The 19,293-nt window shown below is 33.8% G+C and carries 14 protein-coding genes and 6 pseudogenes; 14 read left to right on the forward strand and 6 right to left on the reverse strand.

Going from position 1 to position 19,293, the window contains the following annotated elements; translation table 11 throughout:
- The coding region (locus tag AZF08_RS09450) for a DDE-type integrase/transposase/recombinase (protein WP_153019509.1) at window positions 1–412 on the forward strand (412 nt) is incomplete at its 5' end.
- Window positions 357–509: pseudogene (locus tag AZF08_RS32340) on the forward strand (IS6 family transposase); the annotation flags it as partial. The gene AZF08_RS09450 and the pseudogene AZF08_RS32340, both read left to right, overlap by 56 nt.
- A gap of 103 nt (window positions 510–612) precedes the next feature.
- On the opposite strand, the pseudogene AZF08_RS28545 reads toward AZF08_RS32340, so the two are convergent.
- Window positions 613–792 (reverse strand): annotated as a pseudogene (locus tag AZF08_RS28545) (IS4 family transposase); the annotation flags it as partial.
- Window positions 793–1,021: 229 nt separating this feature from the next.
- Here AZF08_RS28545 and AZF08_RS09455 point away from each other — a divergent pair.
- From AZF08_RS09455 to AZF08_RS09470, 4 genes are all read left to right on the forward strand, one after another.
- Complete coding sequence (locus tag AZF08_RS09455; protein WP_033678726.1) at window positions 1,022–2,467, forward strand: L,D-transpeptidase family protein; 1,446 nt, start codon at window positions 1,022–1,024, stop codon at window positions 2,465–2,467.
- 187 nt (window positions 2,468–2,654) lie between these two features.
- A complete protein-coding gene (locus tag AZF08_RS09460) occupies window positions 2,655–3,359 on the forward strand; it encodes an IS6 family transposase (protein ID WP_033678725.1) in 705 nt (234 codons plus the stop codon).
- Between the two features lie 249 nt (window positions 3,360–3,608).
- On the forward strand, window positions 3,609–3,896 hold the full coding sequence (locus AZF08_RS09465) for a hypothetical protein (protein ID WP_235190138.1): 288 nt from the start codon (window positions 3,609–3,611) through the stop codon (window positions 3,894–3,896).
- 397 nt (window positions 3,897–4,293) lie between these two features.
- Window positions 4,294–5,196: an Rpn family recombination-promoting nuclease/putative transposase gene (locus AZF08_RS09470; protein ID WP_033678720.1), complete on the forward strand. Its 903-nt coding sequence runs from the start codon at window positions 4,294–4,296 to the stop codon at window positions 5,194–5,196.
- 177 nt (window positions 5,197–5,373) lie between these two features.
- On the opposite strand, the gene AZF08_RS09475 is transcribed toward AZF08_RS09470, so the two are convergent.
- The 3 genes and pseudogenes from AZF08_RS09475 to AZF08_RS09490 form a co-directional block, all read right to left on the reverse strand.
- Entirely contained in the window at window positions 5,374–5,736 is a 363-nt protein-coding gene (locus AZF08_RS09475; protein WP_033678718.1) for a hypothetical protein, read from the reverse strand.
- 43 nt (window positions 5,737–5,779) lie between these two features.
- Window positions 5,780–8,785: pseudogene (locus AZF08_RS28180) on the reverse strand (Tn3 family transposase).
- Window positions 8,786–8,850: 65 nt separating this feature from the next.
- Window positions 8,851–9,768 carry a tyrosine-type recombinase/integrase gene (locus tag AZF08_RS09490; RefSeq protein WP_033678714.1) on the reverse strand — a complete coding sequence of 306 codons (918 nt, stop codon included), beginning with the start codon at window positions 9,766–9,768 and terminating at the stop codon, window positions 8,851–8,853.
- A gap of 376 nt (window positions 9,769–10,144) precedes the next feature.
- Between AZF08_RS09490 and AZF08_RS31185 the strand changes: the two are divergent.
- From AZF08_RS31185 to AZF08_RS09520, 7 genes and pseudogenes are all read left to right on the forward strand, one after another.
- Window positions 10,145–10,318 (forward strand): annotated as a pseudogene (locus AZF08_RS31185) (type II toxin-antitoxin system RelE family toxin).
- A 396-nt stretch (window positions 10,319–10,714) separates the two neighbouring features.
- On the forward strand, window positions 10,715–11,482 hold the full coding sequence (locus tag AZF08_RS09495; RefSeq protein WP_033678713.1) for an ABC transporter ATP-binding protein: 768 nt from the start codon (window positions 10,715–10,717) through the stop codon (window positions 11,480–11,482).
- Window positions 11,472–13,454, forward strand: a complete 1,983-nt coding sequence (locus AZF08_RS09500) for an ABC transporter permease (RefSeq protein WP_033678710.1) — start codon at window positions 11,472–11,474, stop codon at window positions 13,452–13,454. Before AZF08_RS09495 ends, AZF08_RS09500 begins: the two co-directional genes overlap by 11 nt.
- Before the next feature lie 61 nt (window positions 13,455–13,515).
- Window positions 13,516–13,887 (forward strand): YxeA family protein, encoded by a 372-nt coding sequence (locus tag AZF08_RS09505; protein ID WP_235190136.1) that lies wholly within the window; start codon window positions 13,516–13,518, stop codon window positions 13,885–13,887.
- Window positions 13,888–14,084: 197 nt separating this feature from the next.
- A complete protein-coding gene (locus tag AZF08_RS09510) occupies window positions 14,085–14,756 on the forward strand; it encodes a response regulator transcription factor (RefSeq protein WP_033678706.1) in 672 nt (223 codons plus the stop codon).
- The gene (locus tag AZF08_RS09515) at window positions 14,753–15,775 is read left to right on the forward strand and encodes a sensor histidine kinase (protein ID WP_033678704.1); all 1,023 of its coding nucleotides are present in this window, start codon (window positions 14,753–14,755) and stop codon (window positions 15,773–15,775) included. Before AZF08_RS09510 ends, AZF08_RS09515 begins: the two co-directional genes overlap by 4 nt.
- Window positions 15,776–15,902: 127 nt before the next feature.
- Complete coding sequence (locus tag AZF08_RS09520; RefSeq protein WP_235190134.1) at window positions 15,903–16,775, forward strand: Rpn family recombination-promoting nuclease/putative transposase; 873 nt, start codon at window positions 15,903–15,905, stop codon at window positions 16,773–16,775.
- 232 nt (window positions 16,776–17,007) lie between these two features.
- Here AZF08_RS09520 and AZF08_RS09525 read toward each other — a convergent pair.
- A pseudogene (locus AZF08_RS09525) lies at window positions 17,008–17,681 on the reverse strand (IS6 family transposase).
- A 264-nt stretch (window positions 17,682–17,945) separates the two neighbouring features.
- On the reverse strand, window positions 17,946–18,437 hold the full coding sequence (locus AZF08_RS31190; RefSeq protein WP_235190132.1) for a hypothetical protein: 492 nt from the start codon (window positions 18,435–18,437) through the stop codon (window positions 17,946–17,948).
- A gap of 625 nt (window positions 18,438–19,062) precedes the next feature.
- Between AZF08_RS31190 and AZF08_RS09535 the strand changes: the two are divergent.
- Window positions 19,063–19,293 (forward strand): annotated as a pseudogene (locus tag AZF08_RS09535) (IS6 family transposase); the annotation flags it as partial.

Below are 19,293 nucleotides of genomic sequence, written 5' to 3' on the forward strand. Positions count from 1 at the left end.
TGATAAAGAAGGGCACACATTGGATATTCAACTTCGTAAAAAGCGCAATCATCAGGCTGCTTATGCTTTTATGAAAAGACTCTTACAAACGTTTGGAGAACCAAAGGTTCTCACAACCGACAAAGCCCCAGCGTTACTTTGCGCATTTAACAAATTAAAAGAACAAGGCTTTTATAAACGTACAATTCATTGTACAATTAAGCATTTAAATAACCTTATAGAACAGGACCATAGGCATGTGAAGCGACGTTTTTCCAAATCCGCAGGATTTCAAAATCTTCGTCATGCTTCACGTACAATAAAAGGTATTGAGACCATTCATTCCTTATATAAACAAAGGCGAAGTCTTCAAANCCAAATCCGCAGGATTTCAAAATCTTCGTCATGCTTCACGTACAATAAAAGGTATTGAGACCATTCATTCCTTATATAAACAAAGGCGAAGTCTTCAAATAGAATCCGTCTTTTCGACGTACAATGAACTTCAACAATTACTAGCCTCTTTCTAAACATTTCTCCTCATTTATCAACCTGTTTATACTTTTTTTCAAACTTTGCAACAGAACCTTTTTTCTAGAGTGTAGTCTCATTTAGAAAACTTTGCAACAGAACCTTTTGTACCATGCCTGTTCGAGTCGCACTATATGCCTGATCACTTCGTTTTCCTGGTTCAATTTCCACATCAGAAAATTCTCCACTTAACAAGTCATACTCTAGTTGAATTTTCACACCAGCTTTATGACTACATCCTCCGACACCAGGATAAGTAGTTGCGAATCGATCTGGAACTTGTAAGGGGCTTGGGATGGGCTTATAAGGGGATTATAAGAGACTATTCAGTGTGAATTGAAAAAGTTTATCTACCATTTTTATGTGTCGTTCTATTAAAAAGTCCAAACTTGACCAATTTAATACGATAAAATCTGGTCAAAGATAATGAAATTTTAAGAACAATAAGGTACACTAGTCAATGATTTTAGTTTAAAATCGATTGACGTTGATGTATACGGAGGAAAGATTGATGAACAACAATACAATAAATGAGTCAGTTAAAGAAGTTGATAAAAAACGAGTAAGATCAAGCAAACGTTTTACAAATTGGAAGCTTATCGCAGCAAGTGGCGGTATAATTGCACTTCTCATTGGGGGAATGAGTTATTATCAGGCAACCCACTTCAATTCAAATGTTACGATTAATGACACAAAAGTTGGTGGTCTAACCGCTGATCAGGCCATACAGAAATTAAAAATATCTGGACTAAAAAACAAAGTCTATGTCGGTCAACAACAAATTTTAGATGAAAAAGATACGCAAACGGAACTTACGGAAAAAGATTTGCCTCAAGTTAAGAAACTATTAAACAGCCAGTGGACATTTTTCCCTTCCTCAAAGGAAAAAAATTATTCACTGCTACCGGAAAAGGCGGATCAGTATCGTAGCGAAACGATGAAAAAACTTGTAGAAGAAAAGCTCGTCTCTATGAATAAAAAATTAAAAGCGCCTCAAGATGCTATGGCGAAGCTCGAACAAGGAAAAGTTGTTATCTCGAAAAGCGTTGACGGAAAACAGTATGACGTTACTAGTCTACTGAAAGATTACGACAAGCAGAAGTATAAAAGCGAAATTCATCTGAAGTCTGCATACATACAGCCTATTAAAGAAGACAATCCGATTGTCAAAAAAGAGGAGAAAGCACTACAGGCTCTTCTTCAACAGTCCGTTGATTATAAGGTACAGAATGAAGTTTATCCTTTAAAAGCGATAGATTTAATTCAAAATGCCTCTATGTCAAAGGATATGAAAGTTACAATCGACGCGAGCGACATTAAGAATAAGATTGCTGGAATTAATAATGCTAAATCAACATTAAATAAAGACTTCACATTTAAAACCCATTCCGGTTCGGTCATATCAGTAAAAGGACAAGGCTATGGCTGGGCACTAGATATTGAAAAAGAAACAAAGCAAGTCCAACAAGCCTTTGAAAAAGGCGAAAAATCACTTTCTGCTTCTAATATTCACGGAAATGGCTGGAGTAATGAAGGCATCGGTTATGAAACAACATCGAATAATGGCATCGGAGACACGTATGCGGAAGTTTCAATTGCAGAGCAACAAATTTGGATTTATAAAGATGGAAAATTAGCAGTCACAACAAATGTAGTAACTGGTAAACATAGCACGAGTGAAGATACATCACCAGGTGTGTGGTACGTCCTTTATAAACGATCACCGTACACACTCAAAGGCAGCGCAGTAGGTAAACCTGATTATTCCGTTAAGGTAGATTATTGGGCTCCGTTCACAAATAGCGGCCAAGGGTTCCACGATGCCGGCTGGCGAACAAACTGGGCAAATAATGCCTATTTAACGGGGGGATCGGGCGGATGTGTTAATCTTCCTCCTAGTATTGCAAAAACTGTGTATGATAATTTAAGCACTTACGAACCGGTTATCGTGTACTAGTAAATAGGGTTCTGTTGCAAAGTTTTCTACATAAAGCTACACTCTAGAAAACAGGATCTAGGAGAATCAGATATGAGATATTTTAAAGGAAAACAATTCAAGAAAGATATTATTTTAGGTTCTGGTGCAAGAAATCTAGAAAACTTGGACATACTGATACTAGTACTCTAAAAAGGACGTGATCAGTATGGAAAAGAAAAATCTATTCAAGTGGAAACATTATCAACCGGATATTATTTTATTAACCGTGAGATGGTACCTACGGTACAACCTAAGTTTCCGTGATTTGGTGGAAATGATGGAAGAACGAGGCTTATCCATTTCTCATACAACGATTATGCGTTGGGTTCATCAGTATGGTCCTGAGTTGGATAAGCGAATTCGACGTCACCTCAAACAAACGAATGACTCATGGAGAGTGGATGAAACGTACATCAAAGTAAAAGGACAATGGATGTATCTGTATCGTGCAGTCGATTCAGATACATCCATTGACTTTTTCCTTAGTAAAACGAGAGATGCCAAGGCAGCCAAGCGCTTCTTGAAAAAAGCCTTGGCTTTTTCACATGTTGCCAGACCTCGTGTAATAACAGTAGATAAAAATCCAGCCTATCCAGTATCAATTCAAGAGTTGAAAAACGAAAAAAAGATGCCGGAAGGCACCCGAGTGAGACAAATAAAATATCTGAACAACATCGTGGATCAGGATCATCGTTTTATTAAGAAACGTGTACGTTGTATGTTAGGGTTTAAGTCGTATAAAACAGCCATCTCTATATTGAGTGGAATAGAAGCTATGCATATGATTAAAAAGAGACAGATTAATTTAGAAAATCAGTCTGTCCAAAAGCAGAAAAAATTCATTCATCAAGTATTTAATCTTATAGCATAAGGGAGGATTCCGTTAAGAATCTATTATTATTCTTGTTCTTCATTATATATTTGCACCAGAACCCCCACTTTTAATACAGACATTATCAAAATATATTTCAAATGATGATGTTGAAAATGTTACAGATGCATTTTACGATTTTGTTTTTAGTGAATTCTATTGATGATACATGTTAAAAGACTTCACCTGAATAGTTTAATCCTAAAACTTCCTGAGCAGAATATAAAATAAGGAAGGTGATTGGGATTGGTGAAGACCATTTTAATTAGAGATGACACATTGGCACATATAACAAATGATTTAGTTGAAATCAGTCAGTCTAATGTAAATTCCAAAGGCTTAACTCATGTTCAAATTACTTTAAACAAAGATGAAATTATACATCTAGCAAATAAACTACAAAGTATGTTCGGAAAAGCAGATATTTGTATTCACTGTGATAAAGTGATAGATGCATTTGAAATGCCTTATCGATATAAAAGCCGCAAACAGGCACATCTTGGTTGCCATATTTTTAATAATAGGGGGCGTGTATAGGTTAACTCCCCATCTTTTAAAGTGATGGGGAGTTAATTTATTGTTTCAATTGGTTAGTATTTTAATGTCCACCTGGTTCAAAATGATGACCAGTATTTCCATGTGCGTATTTCATTTGATTTCCTCCTTTTCTAAATTATACTTTCATACTAGCATAGTATCTCAGAGTAGAATATCATTTTATAACTGAATATTCTGTTTCCGAAAAATGAAAATGAGTTTTACAAAACTTACAAAATGTTAAACTCATAAGAACCAGTGATATATTGTAAATATAATGTTATCAATATTGGTGTAAGTCCTTATGTATGTTGTGATAAGGACTTGTTTGCATGGTTACCACTCTTTTATGTACAATAAAAGAAAAACATCGTATGAGATGGGGAGAGGAAAACCCATGTCCAACCAACAGTTAGTGAATTTACGTATTGATTTTGCTTTTAAACAATTATTTGGTACAAGTGGAAACGAAGATATTCTGGTTGCCTTTTTAAATGCAATGTTAAAAGATTCGTTAGAATCGCCCATTGCTTCATTACAGTTAGAAGACCCACACTTGCACCGAGAACATGAAGAAGATAAATTATCGATTTTAGATATTTCAGCGACACTAGACACAGGAACAAAAGTAAACGTAGAAATACAGTTAAATAATAATCATGACATGATCAAAAGAAGTTTATATTATTGGGGAAGATTATATACATCTCAACTACAAAAGGGGATGCCTTATAGCTCTCTTCATAAAACCATCACAATTAATTTATTAAACTTTGCCATGTTTCCAGAATATGAAGCATTCCATACAACAGGAATCCTATGGAATAAACAGCAACAGAAGGTATTAAGTGATGATATAGAAGTTCATATCGTGGAGATTCCAAAGCTCATGCAACAGTGGCGTAATGAACAAGTAAATCCCTGGAAAGATTCGTTTGTTCGTTGGTTATTATTACTTCCAGCGAATGAAGATGAACAATTAACCCAAACATTGGAGGATATTGCCATGAATCAAGATCCAATTTTACAAAAAGCAATGAATAAATGGGAACGTATGAGTCAAGATTCTTCTTTTCGCCAAGCATATGAAGCGAGGGAAAAGGTCTTAATGGATGAGGCCGCAAAGTTTGCTCACGCTCGTAATGAAGGGAAAAAGGAAGGGATTCAAGAAGGGGTTCAGCAAGGGAAGACACAGATGATCAAAGGTATGCATGAACTTGGTGTACCACTTGAAACGATTGCTAAAGCAAGCAAGTTAAGTGTTGATGAGGTTGAACGTATTCTAGAAAAAAATAGTTAGTAAAAAAGAAACGAAGTCAATTTGACTTCGTTTCTTTTTTGAATTTTTGTATTTAGGAAATAAATGTTTTGGTTTAGATGGTAAAGTAAAGAGAAAATTTATGATTTTATGTTGTTTGAAAACATTGGGGGTTGTTTTCTTAGTTACTAGTTTTAGAATTGAATTAATATTTTACTTTCATTTTATCTCCATTGAATAATTAACGATTACTCCTTTATCAGTACGCCATATATCTTTTACCGTCTTTTTCTTAATATCATAGTAAGAAAGCACACTTTCCTTGGGGGCTCCCAATGTACTATAATCTTTTTTACTATCATAAAAACTTGATAAGAAAAAGAAACCTTCACTTTTTTTATCATATTTTAGCGCCCTTATTTTAAAGTATTTTTTCGTATCGTCAAATAGTGATTTTATTTTTTTGGAATTCAAATTTATTTCTACAACATGGGAAGTAGGGTTGGTCAAATTTTCATCATAACTGAATATGGGGTCTGTGTAGCAATGGAACCAAATCACGCAATAAGCATTAGCGGACATTAGAAATCCTATCTTGTAAAAAATATAGGATTTCTATTCCACCTTACTCCATTGGAGTATCTTCTTTATATGTTAAAGTGCGCAATCGGCCATCTTTTATTTCTTCAGGAAGAATAAATGAATAACGCCCTACTATATTGATATGTTCATGTCCAAGTGGAGAAAGCCTAGCAATGTCATCGTCATCCAGAGTATGACCACGATTTCGGAGAACTTGTAAGGCTGATTCCATATAACGAGTATTCCACACTACAATCGCATTTACGACTAATCCCAATGCACCCAATTGATCTTCTTGACCTGCTCGATAAGATTGATGAAGCTCTCCCCGCTTTCCATAAAATACAGCCCTTGCTAAACTATGTCTTGCCTCTCCTCTGTTTAACTGCGTTAGAATTTTTCGACGATAGTTCTCATCATTTAAGTATAAAAGCAAATAACGTGTCTTAAAAATCCGTCCAAATTCTCCAATTGCTCGCCCTAACATGGTAGGTTTTCCATTCTGTTGTAATGCTTGGATAAGATGAGTTGCATTAACTTTATTTAATGAAAGGGAACCGGCAACCCGAAGTATGTCCTCCCAATGACGATGTATCAAGTCTTCACGAATGCGCCCTTTAGTTAACGGATTCAGAATTCCATAATCTGGTGTGGCATCAAAACGTCAAAGACGTAACGCACCAACATCAGCTAAACGTGGGCTAAATTGATAACCTAATAATCCAAAGAGTCCAAAAATGATATCACTATAACCAGCTGTATCTGTCATGATTTCTTTTGGCTGTAAACTCGTGTCCTGTTCTAACACACATTGAAGTAAATATAAAGAATCGTGAATGGTTCCTGGAATCACAAGTCCATGAAGTCCTGTAAATTGATCACTAGTAAAGTTGTAAAAAGTAACTCCACGACCTGTACCAAAATACTTAGGGTTCGGTCCAGAATGCACAGATTTTACTGGAGTAAAGAAACGTAGCCCATCTGCTGAAGCAATTTCACCACCTCCCCATATATTTGCCAAGTCTAACTGACTATGAAAATCCACTAATCTTGTATTGGCTTCTGTAAGAGTTTCTGCACGAAAATAATTTTGTTCAATCCAGGTAAGACGATCACGTGCTAATGAGGAGACACCATCTTGAACAAGAGGGCGTAAGCCTATGTTACAAGCTTGAGATATCAGTAATGCACAAATACTTATGGGTAGATCATTAATCCTTGATCTAGCTTCACTAATATGTCGGAAAGCATTCATAAATCCGGTCCAACGATTTACCTCTAATAATAGTTCAGGAATGTCTATGTTTAGTAACATATCTTGTATACGCTTTCTTAATATTCCTAGTGTTTCGGATTCTTGAATTTTCTGTAGAGGCGTAAGAGTAATTCTTTGTTTACCAGCAAACGTCTCTATTTTAACTGCTGGATTACTATCCCAGTTTTCGACGGTTTGATGATAAGCCAAATCTAATTCTTCTTTAAGAGGGGCAAAAGATTCATAAGAATCTAAAGACCAATCTAATGACCGTAGAATACTAGGACGGATTACATTCCATTCTTCTCCTTGTAGCAATTGTGAACGGAGATCCCCATATTTTGCACTTCCAACGATATAAAGATCATGGCGCCGTAGAGCATCTACTACCTGTTCGAGCATCCAAAATGTATAAGCACGATGATTTACAGTTCGTGTTTTCTTATCAACTACAATCTTAGACCAATTTGTATTCAAACCAACAAGAAGGGCATTTTTCCACTTTTTCTTGCTAGAATCTCCATGTTCTTTTACAAAATTCCATGCTTGTAAAATAGGAAGCCCAGCGGGTGTTGCTTGTAGTTCAATTTCTTCCATGAGTAGCGGAAGGAATTTCCGAATTGCACCGTAATGTTGCAATAATCCTGAATATGCTAGCGTTTGATCCGGCGGACAGGTGAGTGAATCAACAATTTGAACAGCCTGTATCAAATCTTTTTCTGGGACTTTTTTGAACACTGCAACCTTTGGATGGATAGAAGGATCAGTATGCTCTAATAATGTTATGCAAGCTTCCCGGAGTTGACGTGCTGCTTTATCTAAATCCTTAATTGTACGAAGACGTTCTTTTTGTTCTTTTCGATACGTCTTAGCAAATAAATCTGTTAAGTATCGATCTAGAATATCAATCACATCATCTTGAGCATTTTGTGTATAAATCTTAGCAAATGCCACTAACACAGCTATTCGACGCTCATCATTCATTCTGGCAATTGCTTGTGATCTTACAGCTACGGCATGCCGAGCAAGTTGTTGCAGTCTTTTAGTAGGGATTCCAGATATATCCCAATATTCGGCTTCTAAATGCCGAAGCTCTTGTAGTCGATGAAGAGAATGTTTAATACCTGTAACACTGATAGTAAACGGAGGATTGCTTAAACGCTCTAAATGTGTTTTCTTTTTTTCGGGATCTGATTGAAGAAGATTCTCCAATTGTTTGCGCTGTTCAGTACAAGGAAGTTCAGCGAGTTTTTCCCATAGATTTTCTGACGCACGATCACGAACTTTCGCGACTAACTTTGTTAATACTGATACACCAGGTAATAAAATTTTTTGTTCTATACATCGTGCTGTGGCTAGGTCAAACAATATACTTGGTCGGTCATTGTGTAACCAAGCACGTGTATATAACCATCTGATCAGACGCCAATGCCCTGGCTGATCTGTAAAATTTTTGTATCCATAAGTAGAACGTATTTCATTCATGTGTTCCCAATGATTTCAATTATTTTGGTAATTAGCAAAGCTTTTGGCGTCTAAACCAAGTTGATCTGCTATATATGCCACCACAGCATGTGGTACATCTGTAGGATCAGATAAAAATGTACCTAGGAACCTCACGGTTCCTAATTGAACAGCAAAGCCGAGTTGATTATGAGCACCTCGACGATTCCATATAAGTTCTTTATCTTTATCATCTAGCCAAAAATATTTTGCCAGTTGTTCTGATGTTGGAGTTTCACTAAAACACCCATATTTAACTTCTTGTTCAGGTGTTAAAAAATCTACAGGCATAATTCCAGTTCCTCCTGTTACAATTATTTGTTTACATCAAATGATAAGATAGGTATTTCTATTCTTTAGTTCCATGCAATCTTCTCCACTTCGCCCTGTAAGTCTGCTTGAGTAGCTCTTACATAAATCATCGTAGTATTCAAGTTATCGTGTCCCATAATTTGTGCCAAGCGATGTAGAGGTGTGCGTTCAGCCATCACATAACCAAAGCGATGTCTTAAATCATGTGCACTAAAATCTAATTTGGCAAGACGCATATACTTTTGGAGAATATGACGGACACCCCTTTCTTGTAATCGTTTTCCTGTTTTAGAAGAAGGAAACAAATAACCCTGTAAAATATTACTTGATCTTATATACTCTTCCAATGCTAAACGAATCGTACTATTTAAAGGAACTTCCCTCTGTTTATTTCGCTTTCCGGATCGAACGACGACATGACCTCCCCTTTTTCTCATAACGATATCTGCTACTTGAACATCACAAACCTCCATTGAACGAAGACCAGTATGAAGCATAAAGATCATCATTGTTTTGTCACGTAAGGTGCCGTATTTTTCAACAGCGTTCATTAAAGATGCTTCTTCTTTATCTGTCATTTGTCTTGGACTTGTTTTTTCTGTTGGAACAAACTTAATAGCTTTTGAATAATTCGTTTGGATTAATCTTTGTTGTTTAGCCCAATCAAAATATCGTTTAATAGAGTTAATCCTTCTATTGATTGTAGAAGGCTTTAAAGATCTATTAATTTGCATGTGTTCTCGGTACCTCGCAATTGTTCGGGCAGTGACGTTTGTCGGATGGAAAATAGTATCTTCTGCATGATTTCCCCATACATTTTCAAACCAATATATAAAGTCTTTAAGATCACTTGTATATTCTGTAAGTGTTTTTGTATGTAAATCTCCTTCTAGAGATAAGCTAGAAATAAAATCTGAGATGAAAGCTGTTCCCTGTACAGAAATTATTTTTGTAGATGTCATATGTACCTCCTTTGATATTGATTTATATTAGCGGACATTCCAATTTAATCTTATCAGTTATATTAGCGGACATCAAACGTTTATTTTTCTACACTTTATGTCCACTAATATTAATTAGTGGACATTTAAAACAATACCGAAGGTCGGTGTAGCACATGGCTATTCGTAAAGAAGATTTCAACGCTCAAAAAAAAAACTTGCAGATTGGGAGAACATTGATTGTACAGAACTAGATGATGAACCATAATCGAAACAAGAGCTAGAACAATTACAAAATGAAGAAGGATATGTATCAGGAGAGGGTAGGAACATGAGTTCGGTATGCGAGTTGATTTACCATAAGTCCGCAATAAAATTTATTGCAAAGTAAAAAAGAATTGCTGAAGGGCTTCTTGAAATCTCCCTTAAAGGAGATATTAAAAGTATGAAGGGTTACACAGATCTATATCAATTACAGGTTGGAACCTTTTGAATTTTATTTGAAATAAATTATAATAAGAAAGTCATATACATACAAGCCATCGGAATTCGTGGTGACATCTATAAATAATACTAACATGTATTTTTAAAAAGGAAGGTCTTTCAAATTAAAGAGCCTTCCTTTTTTGTGCACGGATAATGCCCGCTAATGCTTATATTGCTACACAGACCCCACGAATCACTAAGTAATAGAAGATATGGCTAAAAAAGTAGCATAGATTTAACTTTTTTGTGTCTAAAATATTAACTCAAATCCAGCTTCTACTTAGGAACTGTGCCTAAAACAAAATTCTCTTTCATTATTTTTCCCTTGGCTTATTCATGAGTCGAGGGTTTCTTTTGTGAAACATTACGAAAATGTAATGTTAATGTAATGTAGTTCCATCGATACTACAAATATAACCGGATAAAATTAGTTACATAAGACGAAGTCAAAACAGGAGCGTTACCAAAAGGAGTGCTACAAATGAAAACCATATTAAGTGTTGAAAAAATTGAAAAGTATTATGGAAATAAAGATAACGTAACAAAGGCAATTGATAATATCAGCTTTAAAGTAGATGAAGGGGAATTCGTTGGAATCATGGGACCTTCAGGAAGTGGTAAAACGACACTTCTTAACTGTATTTCAACGATCGATCATATTACAACAGGAAAAATCATCATTAATAATAGTGACATTACTAGGTTAAAGTCAAAAGCATTAGATAAATTTAGACGAAATGAGTTAGGCTTTATATTTCAGGATTTTAACCTATTAGATACTCTTACAGCATATGAAAATATTGCTTTAGCGTTAACAATTAAAGGTGAAAAAAGTTCAGAAATAGATGGGAAAATAAAAGCAGTAGCAAAGTATTTAGAGATTGAAGAGGTTTTAAACAAATATCCTTATCAGATGTCAGGTGGACAAAAACAAAGGGTTGCGTCAGCAAGAGCAATCGTGACAGATCCATCCTTAGTCCTTGCGGATGAACCAACCGGGGCGCTGGATTCTAAATCATCTAGATTATTACTGGAAAGATTTGAGAGTCTAAATAAAGATTTAAAGACAACAATTCTTATGGTTACGCATGATGCCTTTACAGCTAGCTATGCTCATAGAATCCTTTTTATTAAAGATGGTAAAATATTCAATGAGTTAGTAAGAGGGACTGATTCTAGAAAAGAATTTTTTAATAAAATTATTGAAGTTATCACACTGCTTGGAGGTGATGATAATAATGTACTCTAAGATTGCCGTAAGTAATGTAAAGAAGAGTTTTAAGGATTATGCTATATATTTCTTAACACTAACATTAGCGGTTTGTATATTTTATAGCTTTAATTCAATAGAGTCACAAAAGGCGCTTACTGAACTGAAGTATACAGGTTCATCATATATAAAAACGTTAACTAGTGCATTGGCTGGTATATCAGTATTTGTATCCATCATATTAGGAAGTCTTATATTATATGCGAGTAATTTTTTAATAAAGAAACGTAAAAAAGAATTAGGAATTTATATGACCTTAGGTATGGGAAAAAGAAGAATATCTAGCATATTAGTAACAGAGACCATAATAGTTGGAGCTATCTCTTTAATTAGCGGACTTATACTAGGGATTGCAGCATCACAAGCCTTATCTAGCTTGACTTTAAAGCTATTCGATTTACCGATGAGTGAATATAAATTCGCAGTTTCGACAGGTGCTATAGGTAAGACTATATTGTACTTCGGTATCATGTTCTTACTTGTTATAATCTTTAATGTATTTGTTATTTCTAAGTACAAGATCATCGATTTGATAACAGCAAGTAAGAAAAATGAAGAAGTAAAATTTAAAAATCCTATTATACATCTAATGATATTTATTTTATGCGTAATTTCGCTTGGTTATGCATATAAAACAATACTGAACATAGGCCTCAAGGTAGATGATCCTATGTTCCTGCTAGCAATAATCCTTGGAATTTTAGGTACAGTATTATTTTTCTTTAGTTTATCTGGATTCATCTTGTATATAGTAAAGAAAAATAAAAAGGTATATTTAAAAGAGTTAAATATTTTTATAATTAAACAAATAAATAGTAAGGTAAATACGAATTTTTTATCCATGTCTCTCATTTGCTTAATGTTATTTCTTACAATAGCGATATTGTCTACTGGAATAAGTGCTAAACAAGCTACTGAAGAAGGAACTAAACAAGTAACGCCTTTTGATGCTAGCGTAAGGTTGTACAATGATGGTCAAAATAGCAATGAAGATACGTTAAATAAGATTAAATCTAAAATAAGTAAAAATGAAAAATATATAGTTTACAATGAATATGATGCAGAGTTAAGCGCAGGAGAATTGTTGAAATCTCGAGATAAAAAGCTTCAACCATTTAACGTAAGCTTTGTTAAGGTATCTGATTATAATAAAATTCTCCAATTAAAGGGTAAAAAAGAAATAACTTTAAATAAGGATGAGGTTTTAATCTCATCAGATAAAGATCCAATAGTTAAATCAATTAATAAAAAATTGAAAGACAGTAATAAACTTAATATTAAAGGAAAAGAATACTCGGTAAAACAAACTAAAGTTGTAGAAGAAAATCTTCATACTACTAATGGTTTTACAGATAATGAATGTACAATCATTATAAATGATGAATTTTTATCAGGTTATAAGATTCGTAAGTCATTTTTTAATGTAAGTTATTTAGATAAAAACAGAGAAGAATATAATAAAAAATATGATAAAATCGCCGAGGACTTTTTTATGGCTGGATATCGGGATAATGGTATCCCATACGGGGTATCAAAGGATCAAACATACTCAGAATCCAAGGCGTCCACAGTTATGGTGCTGTATATTGGAATATATATTGGAATCGTGTTCTTAATTACTAGCATGGCTGTATTAGCTCTTCAACAATTATCAGAGGCCAGTGATAGTATAGAAAGATATAAAGCCTTAAAGAGAATTGGTGCAAACGAAAGAATGATTAACAAAACAATTTTTATGCAAACTGGCATATATTTTAGTCTTCCAGTTATTCTTGCATTGATTCACTCAGTGGTGGGAATTAAGATGATGAGTGACACGATAAGTAATGTGTATAAACTAGATATTACCTTTTCAGCGCTAATGACCGCTTTCATATTTATTATAGTGTATGTAGGATATTTCTTTACAACATATACGGGATATAAAAATATTGTTAAGAGTAATTTATAAAGAGATTGATTGTAGACAAGGTTTTAGTAAAATTCAGCAGTAAAACTAATAGAAGTAAAAGGTGATTATTTTGAAAAAAACGCTAATTATTTTAAGTATTTTAAGTGGACTGTTACTCGCAGCAGTTGGAGGTTGGTACGGTTATAATAAAATGAAGTATGAAAAGTGTTACGTTAAAATAACAGAAAATAGTAAATCAGGCATTGTGAACCCTTCGACGGGATTCGTTGATTATAATCTAATGGCATATGATAAAAACGGAAATGAGGTTCCTGTGAAATTTTGGGCTAAAAAAAAGCTGAAAGTAAATGCATATCTTGCTGTTGATGTATTTAAACCCTTGAATAAGGATTCAAATGATATAAACTCATATAAAGAGGTAACAGCGGAACAATTATCTGAAAAAGTGAAAGAAAAGTTAAATGTTAAATAATAAATAAGTATTCATGTAAAGAGGTATTTACTGAAAAGTAGGTACCTCTTTAACATAATCAAGAATTTAACAGGTGAAAATTCCTGATAAAACTAAATATGTACTTTCATATTTAGTAGTTAAATATAGCTGTATATTTATATAAAATATAAGGGATAATATAATGGAAGGTGAAATAGATCGGAGGGGGGAATTTTATGAAAAAAATTATGATTATTGAAGATGATGAAGTGATCAGAGAAGAATTGCAAAACTTTTTACAAAGATATGGATACGATGTAAAAGCTCCTATAGATTATAATAATATCATGCAGTATGTTGAAAACGAAAATGCAGACCTTATATTGCTAGACATAAATCTTCCTGTGTTCGATGGATATTATATATGTAGAGAAATACGTAAAAATTCAGATGTTCCAATTATAATAGTTACAAGTAGGGACAATGAAGTAGATGAATTAATGAGTATGAACTTAGGTGCAGATGATTTTATTACAAAGCCCTATAATACAGAAATATTATTAGCAAGGATAACAAATATCTTGAAAAGAACATATGGAAGCTCGAAGGCGAGTAATATGTTAAGTTACATGGATTTCCATTTAAATCTTTCCAATGCAAGCGTTATGTATAAAGACCAAGCGATAGAGTTAACGAAAAATGAAGTAAAAATCCTTTCCTATTTAATAAACAATAAGGGAAATATCGTAAAAAGGGAGTTCCTTATGGAACACTTGTGGAAAGCAGATTATTTTGTAGATGACAGTACTTTAACTGTGAATATTACTAGATTACGAAAAAAGCTCGAGGAGATTGGCATCGAAAACCCAATCGAAACAAGAAGGGGAATGGGGTATATCATGCCATGAGTATAGGTAAATTTATTAAAGACAAAGTGGTAGTAATTATATCTAACCTGCTGCTATTTTTTATATTATTAGTTGTGATGGTTATGATGGATTTTCATGCCCTTCTCATATTCTTTGTGTTTTTCATTTGGTTTTTGCCCTTATTTTCGTATATGGCTTTAGAGTGTATACAGGCTAAAGCATATTATGATGAAGTTGACAGCATATTAGAAAGTTTAGATAAAAAATACTTACTTCCAGAAGTAATAAAGGAAGCTCATTTTATCCATGGGGAAAAACTAAACCATATATTGAAGCAGGTAAGTAGAGATATGCATGAGAAGGTGAAATACTATAAAGATATGCAGGCAGACTATAGGGAGTATATAGAAACATGGGTACATGAGATTAAAACCCCAATTGCTTCTACAAAGCTAATTATTGAAAATAACCAAAATGAATTAACGAATAAAATAGACCTCCAGATCGATAGGATTGAGGGATTTGTAGAACAGGTGTTGTATTATTCACGAAGTAACAATGTAAGCAAAGACTACATTATTAAACCCATTCAACTTAATAATGCAGTAAGGAATGTCGTGAAAAGAAATTATAGGGATTTCATTCATAAGAAAATCAAACTAGATATAAAAGATATCAACGAAATTGTATATAGTGATAGAAAATGGTTCGAGTTTATGCTCAATCAGATAATAGGGAACGCTGTAAAATATGCAAACAGTGAAACGCCTATGATCAGCATATATTCAGTTAAGAAAGCCAACTCAGTCATGTTAACTATAGAAGATAATGGAGTAGGGATCGTAGATAAAGATATAAATAGAGTGTTTGAAAAAGGATTTACAGGTGAAAATGGTAGAAGATTTAGTAAAAGTACAGGTATGGGCTTGTATCTATGTGAAAAGCTTTGTTCCAAGCTAGGCATAAAAATTACGATTGACTCTAAGGAAAATATAGGAACTAAAGTTACATTTATAATTCCTTTGTCAGATATGATAAACTATGTAGATTATTTATGAATCTTTAAAAAGGAAGGTCTTCCAAATTGAAGAGTCTTCTTTTTTTGTGCACGGATAATGTCCGCTAATACTTATTGCGTGATTTGGTTCCATTGCTACACAGACCCCTAAATTAGTGAATTTACGAGTGGATTTTGCGTTCAAACAATTATTTGGGGTAAAAGGAAACGAAGAATTGCTGATTAGCTTTTTAAACGCTATGCTACATGAATCCTTATCATCTCCTATTCAATCTCTACAAATAGAAGACCCACATCTACATCAAGAATATGAGGATGACAAATTATCCATATTAGATATATTAGCGACACTGGATAACGGAACAAAAGTAAATGTTGAAATTCAAGTACGGAATACACAAGACATGATTAAACGGTCGTTGTATTATTGGTCAAAATTATATACATCTCAAATTGAAAAAGGCATGCCATATCGTGCTCTTCGTAAAACTATTGCCATTAACTTATTAGATTTTTGTTTATTCCCTCATTTTGAGGATATTCAAACAACAGGTCAATTATGGAGCCGACAGCAACAGCGAGTGTTACTTGATGATTTAGAAATTCATTTTATTGAGATCCCTAAGTTGCTCCAGCAATGGAGAGAAGAAAAAATCAATCCGTGGGATAATAAATTTGCTCGTTGGTTATTACTTTTACCAGCACACGAGGATGAACATTTAACCCACACACTGGAGGAGATTGCTATGAATCAAGATCCAATATTACAGAAAGCACTCAATAAATGGGAAGATATGAGTCAAAATAGTTCTTTTCGATCACAGTATGAGGCTAGGGAAAAGGTTTTATTTGATGAACAGGCAAAATTAGCTCACGCTCGAGAAGAAGGCTTAGAGGAAGGTTTCAAAAAAGGAAAAATACAGATGATTCAAGGGATGCATGAATTAGGTGTTCCGATTGAGACAATTGCAAAAGCAAGTAAATTAAGCATTAGAGAAGTAGAAATTATCTTGGAACAACTTATAAAAGAGAACGATTAAATGGGAACAACACCTACAACTATTTTGTAGGTGTTGTTCCCATTTAATGGCCGCCTCCGCCTGGTTCAAAATGGTGACCTGTATCCCCATCTGCATTTCTAAAAAATATGTAATTCATTGTGATTCCCTCCTCTTCTAAATTATATCTTCATACTAACTTTTTATATAAGTTTTATGGTTCTGTTGCAAAGTTTCTTGACAGATAAAAAGTTGGTATGATTGCAGATGGATTTTATGCAATCGTTAGTAATTGTTGTAATTCATTATACGTTGAAAAAACGAAGTTTGGTTGTTGTAAACTTCGTTTTTGTTTATAGAGGGCATGAATGGTTTCGATGCCTTTCAAGGTACGTGAAGCATGACGAATACTTTGAAATCCTGCAGATTTGGCAAAACGCCTTTTTACATGTCTATGCTCTTGTTCGATGAGATTGTTCAAATGTTTGACTGTACAATGAGTTGTACGTTTATAAAAGCCTTGTTCCTTTAATTGTTTGAATGCACACAGTAATGCTGGTGCTTTATCTGTTGTTAGAACCGTTTCACTAACCTTTTCATAAAAGCATATGCTGCCTGATGATCTCGTTTTTTACGAAGTTGAATATCTAATGTGTACCCTTCTTTATCAACTGCACGGTACAGGTAACGCCATTCGCCTTTGACTTTTATATAGGTCTCATCCAATTTCCAAGATAGTTCTACGCTTTTATTTTTCTTCTTCCAAATTTGATAGATCAGGTGGCCATATTCATGAACCCAGCGCATAATAGTTGTTGGATGAACTGAAACACCACGTTCATTCAAAATTTCAGAGACATCACGATAGCTTAAAGAAAAGCGACAGTAGTAGCAAACGGCTACTAAAATAAGATCTTGTTTAAATTGCTTTCCTTTAAAATATCTCATGTATGATTCTCCTCACTTTGTTTTGCAAAAGTTTAGCTTAGTTTTAAAGACTTTTCAACAGAACCTTTTCAGTTATCAGGAATCTTGCGAGCAATGTTTTCCGCCACTACTCACAATACAAATATATCACGTTGATTCCAAAACAACCGGCACATTTACTGCCAAAAAGCGGTCACGACTCTGCCACTTTATTTTAAGTTATCCATATCTGACATTGTCGAAAATAAAAAAAGAATACTCCTTCAAGTATTCTTCTTTTCACTGTTATTTCATATAACCGTTGCTATCAAAGTAATATGTTACCCCGTTAATTACCCTTGATTCATTTGTTGCAAGTCCATAATTTCCAGGAATCCAATATATCCATCTCCCAGCATTAGCCGACCATTCCCAACCTTCTTTCTTAACTAGCTTTCCACCAGGGTTGAATAAATACCATCTACCGTCTATCTTCAACCAAGAGCTGCCGTTATAATTTTTAAGACACGAATTAGATGGGTCAAACATAACATGCTCCTTAATATAATACCAATCTACTTCATTTTCAGATTGTACCCAACCATAATCTATTGGGTTGTATAAACCATTAGAGTCATATTTATAAAAAGCCCAAATCTGCTTTTGACACGATGTCCCTATTGACTCCCAATACCCATGAGTTCCAGCTAAATATTTATTAGCTGCAAAAGCATTTGTTGTAGGATAAACAGCAAAAATAACAAAACATAATAGCATTGCCTTTACAAATTTTTTCATGACGATCTAATTCCTCCCTAGCAAATTTAATACCATTAAAGGTTCTGTTGCAAAGATTTTATCTCTTTAAAAATATGGTATAAAGATACAAATTACAAAAATAAACGACATATTATATACAAAATATCGTATAATACATTCAATGTTTTGGGATATTTTTAAACTTTGCAACAGAACCTAGATTTCGATATATTTATTTTAAATTTCATAGATCTAAAGGTAAAAAGAATGTTTAATTCAATTGAAACTATACTCATTTTACATTATATTGAACAGTGAAAAATATTCTTATAGGAATAAATTGCGAAATCATAGGGGTGGTTCAGTATTACAGATATCTAATCCCCTAAAATAAAATTTTTTTGGACATATTTAAGGAATGTAGATTCCTATTTTATGTTACAGATATACACCCTAAATATAGATTGAATATCTAATAAAATAATTTTGTACCTTGATAATACCCAATACCTTTTCTGTCGAATAGTTTTTCTTTAATTGCTATAGGATCAGTGGAATAACTATTCTTATGACAAGCTGGATTCAAATATAGATCGTTTAGGGTTCTGTTGCAAAGTTTCCTAACTGAGACTACACTCTAGAAAAAAGGTAAGGAGAATCAGAAATGCGATATTTTAAAGGAAAACAATTCAAAAAGGATATTATTTTGGTAGCCGTTGGCTATTACTGTCGTTTTTCTTTAAGCTATCACGATGTATCTGAGATCCTACAAGAACGAGGAGTTTCCGTTCACCCTACAACCATCATGCGCTGGGTTCATGAATACGGGAACCTGATCTATCAAATTTGGAAGAAGAAACATAAAAAGGTTCAATTCTATTGGAAACTAGATGAA

This window comes from Bacillus gaemokensis (assembly GCF_001590835.1).
GTDB classification, from domain to species: Bacteria; Bacillota; Bacilli; order Bacillales; family Bacillaceae_G; genus Bacillus_A; species Bacillus_A gaemokensis.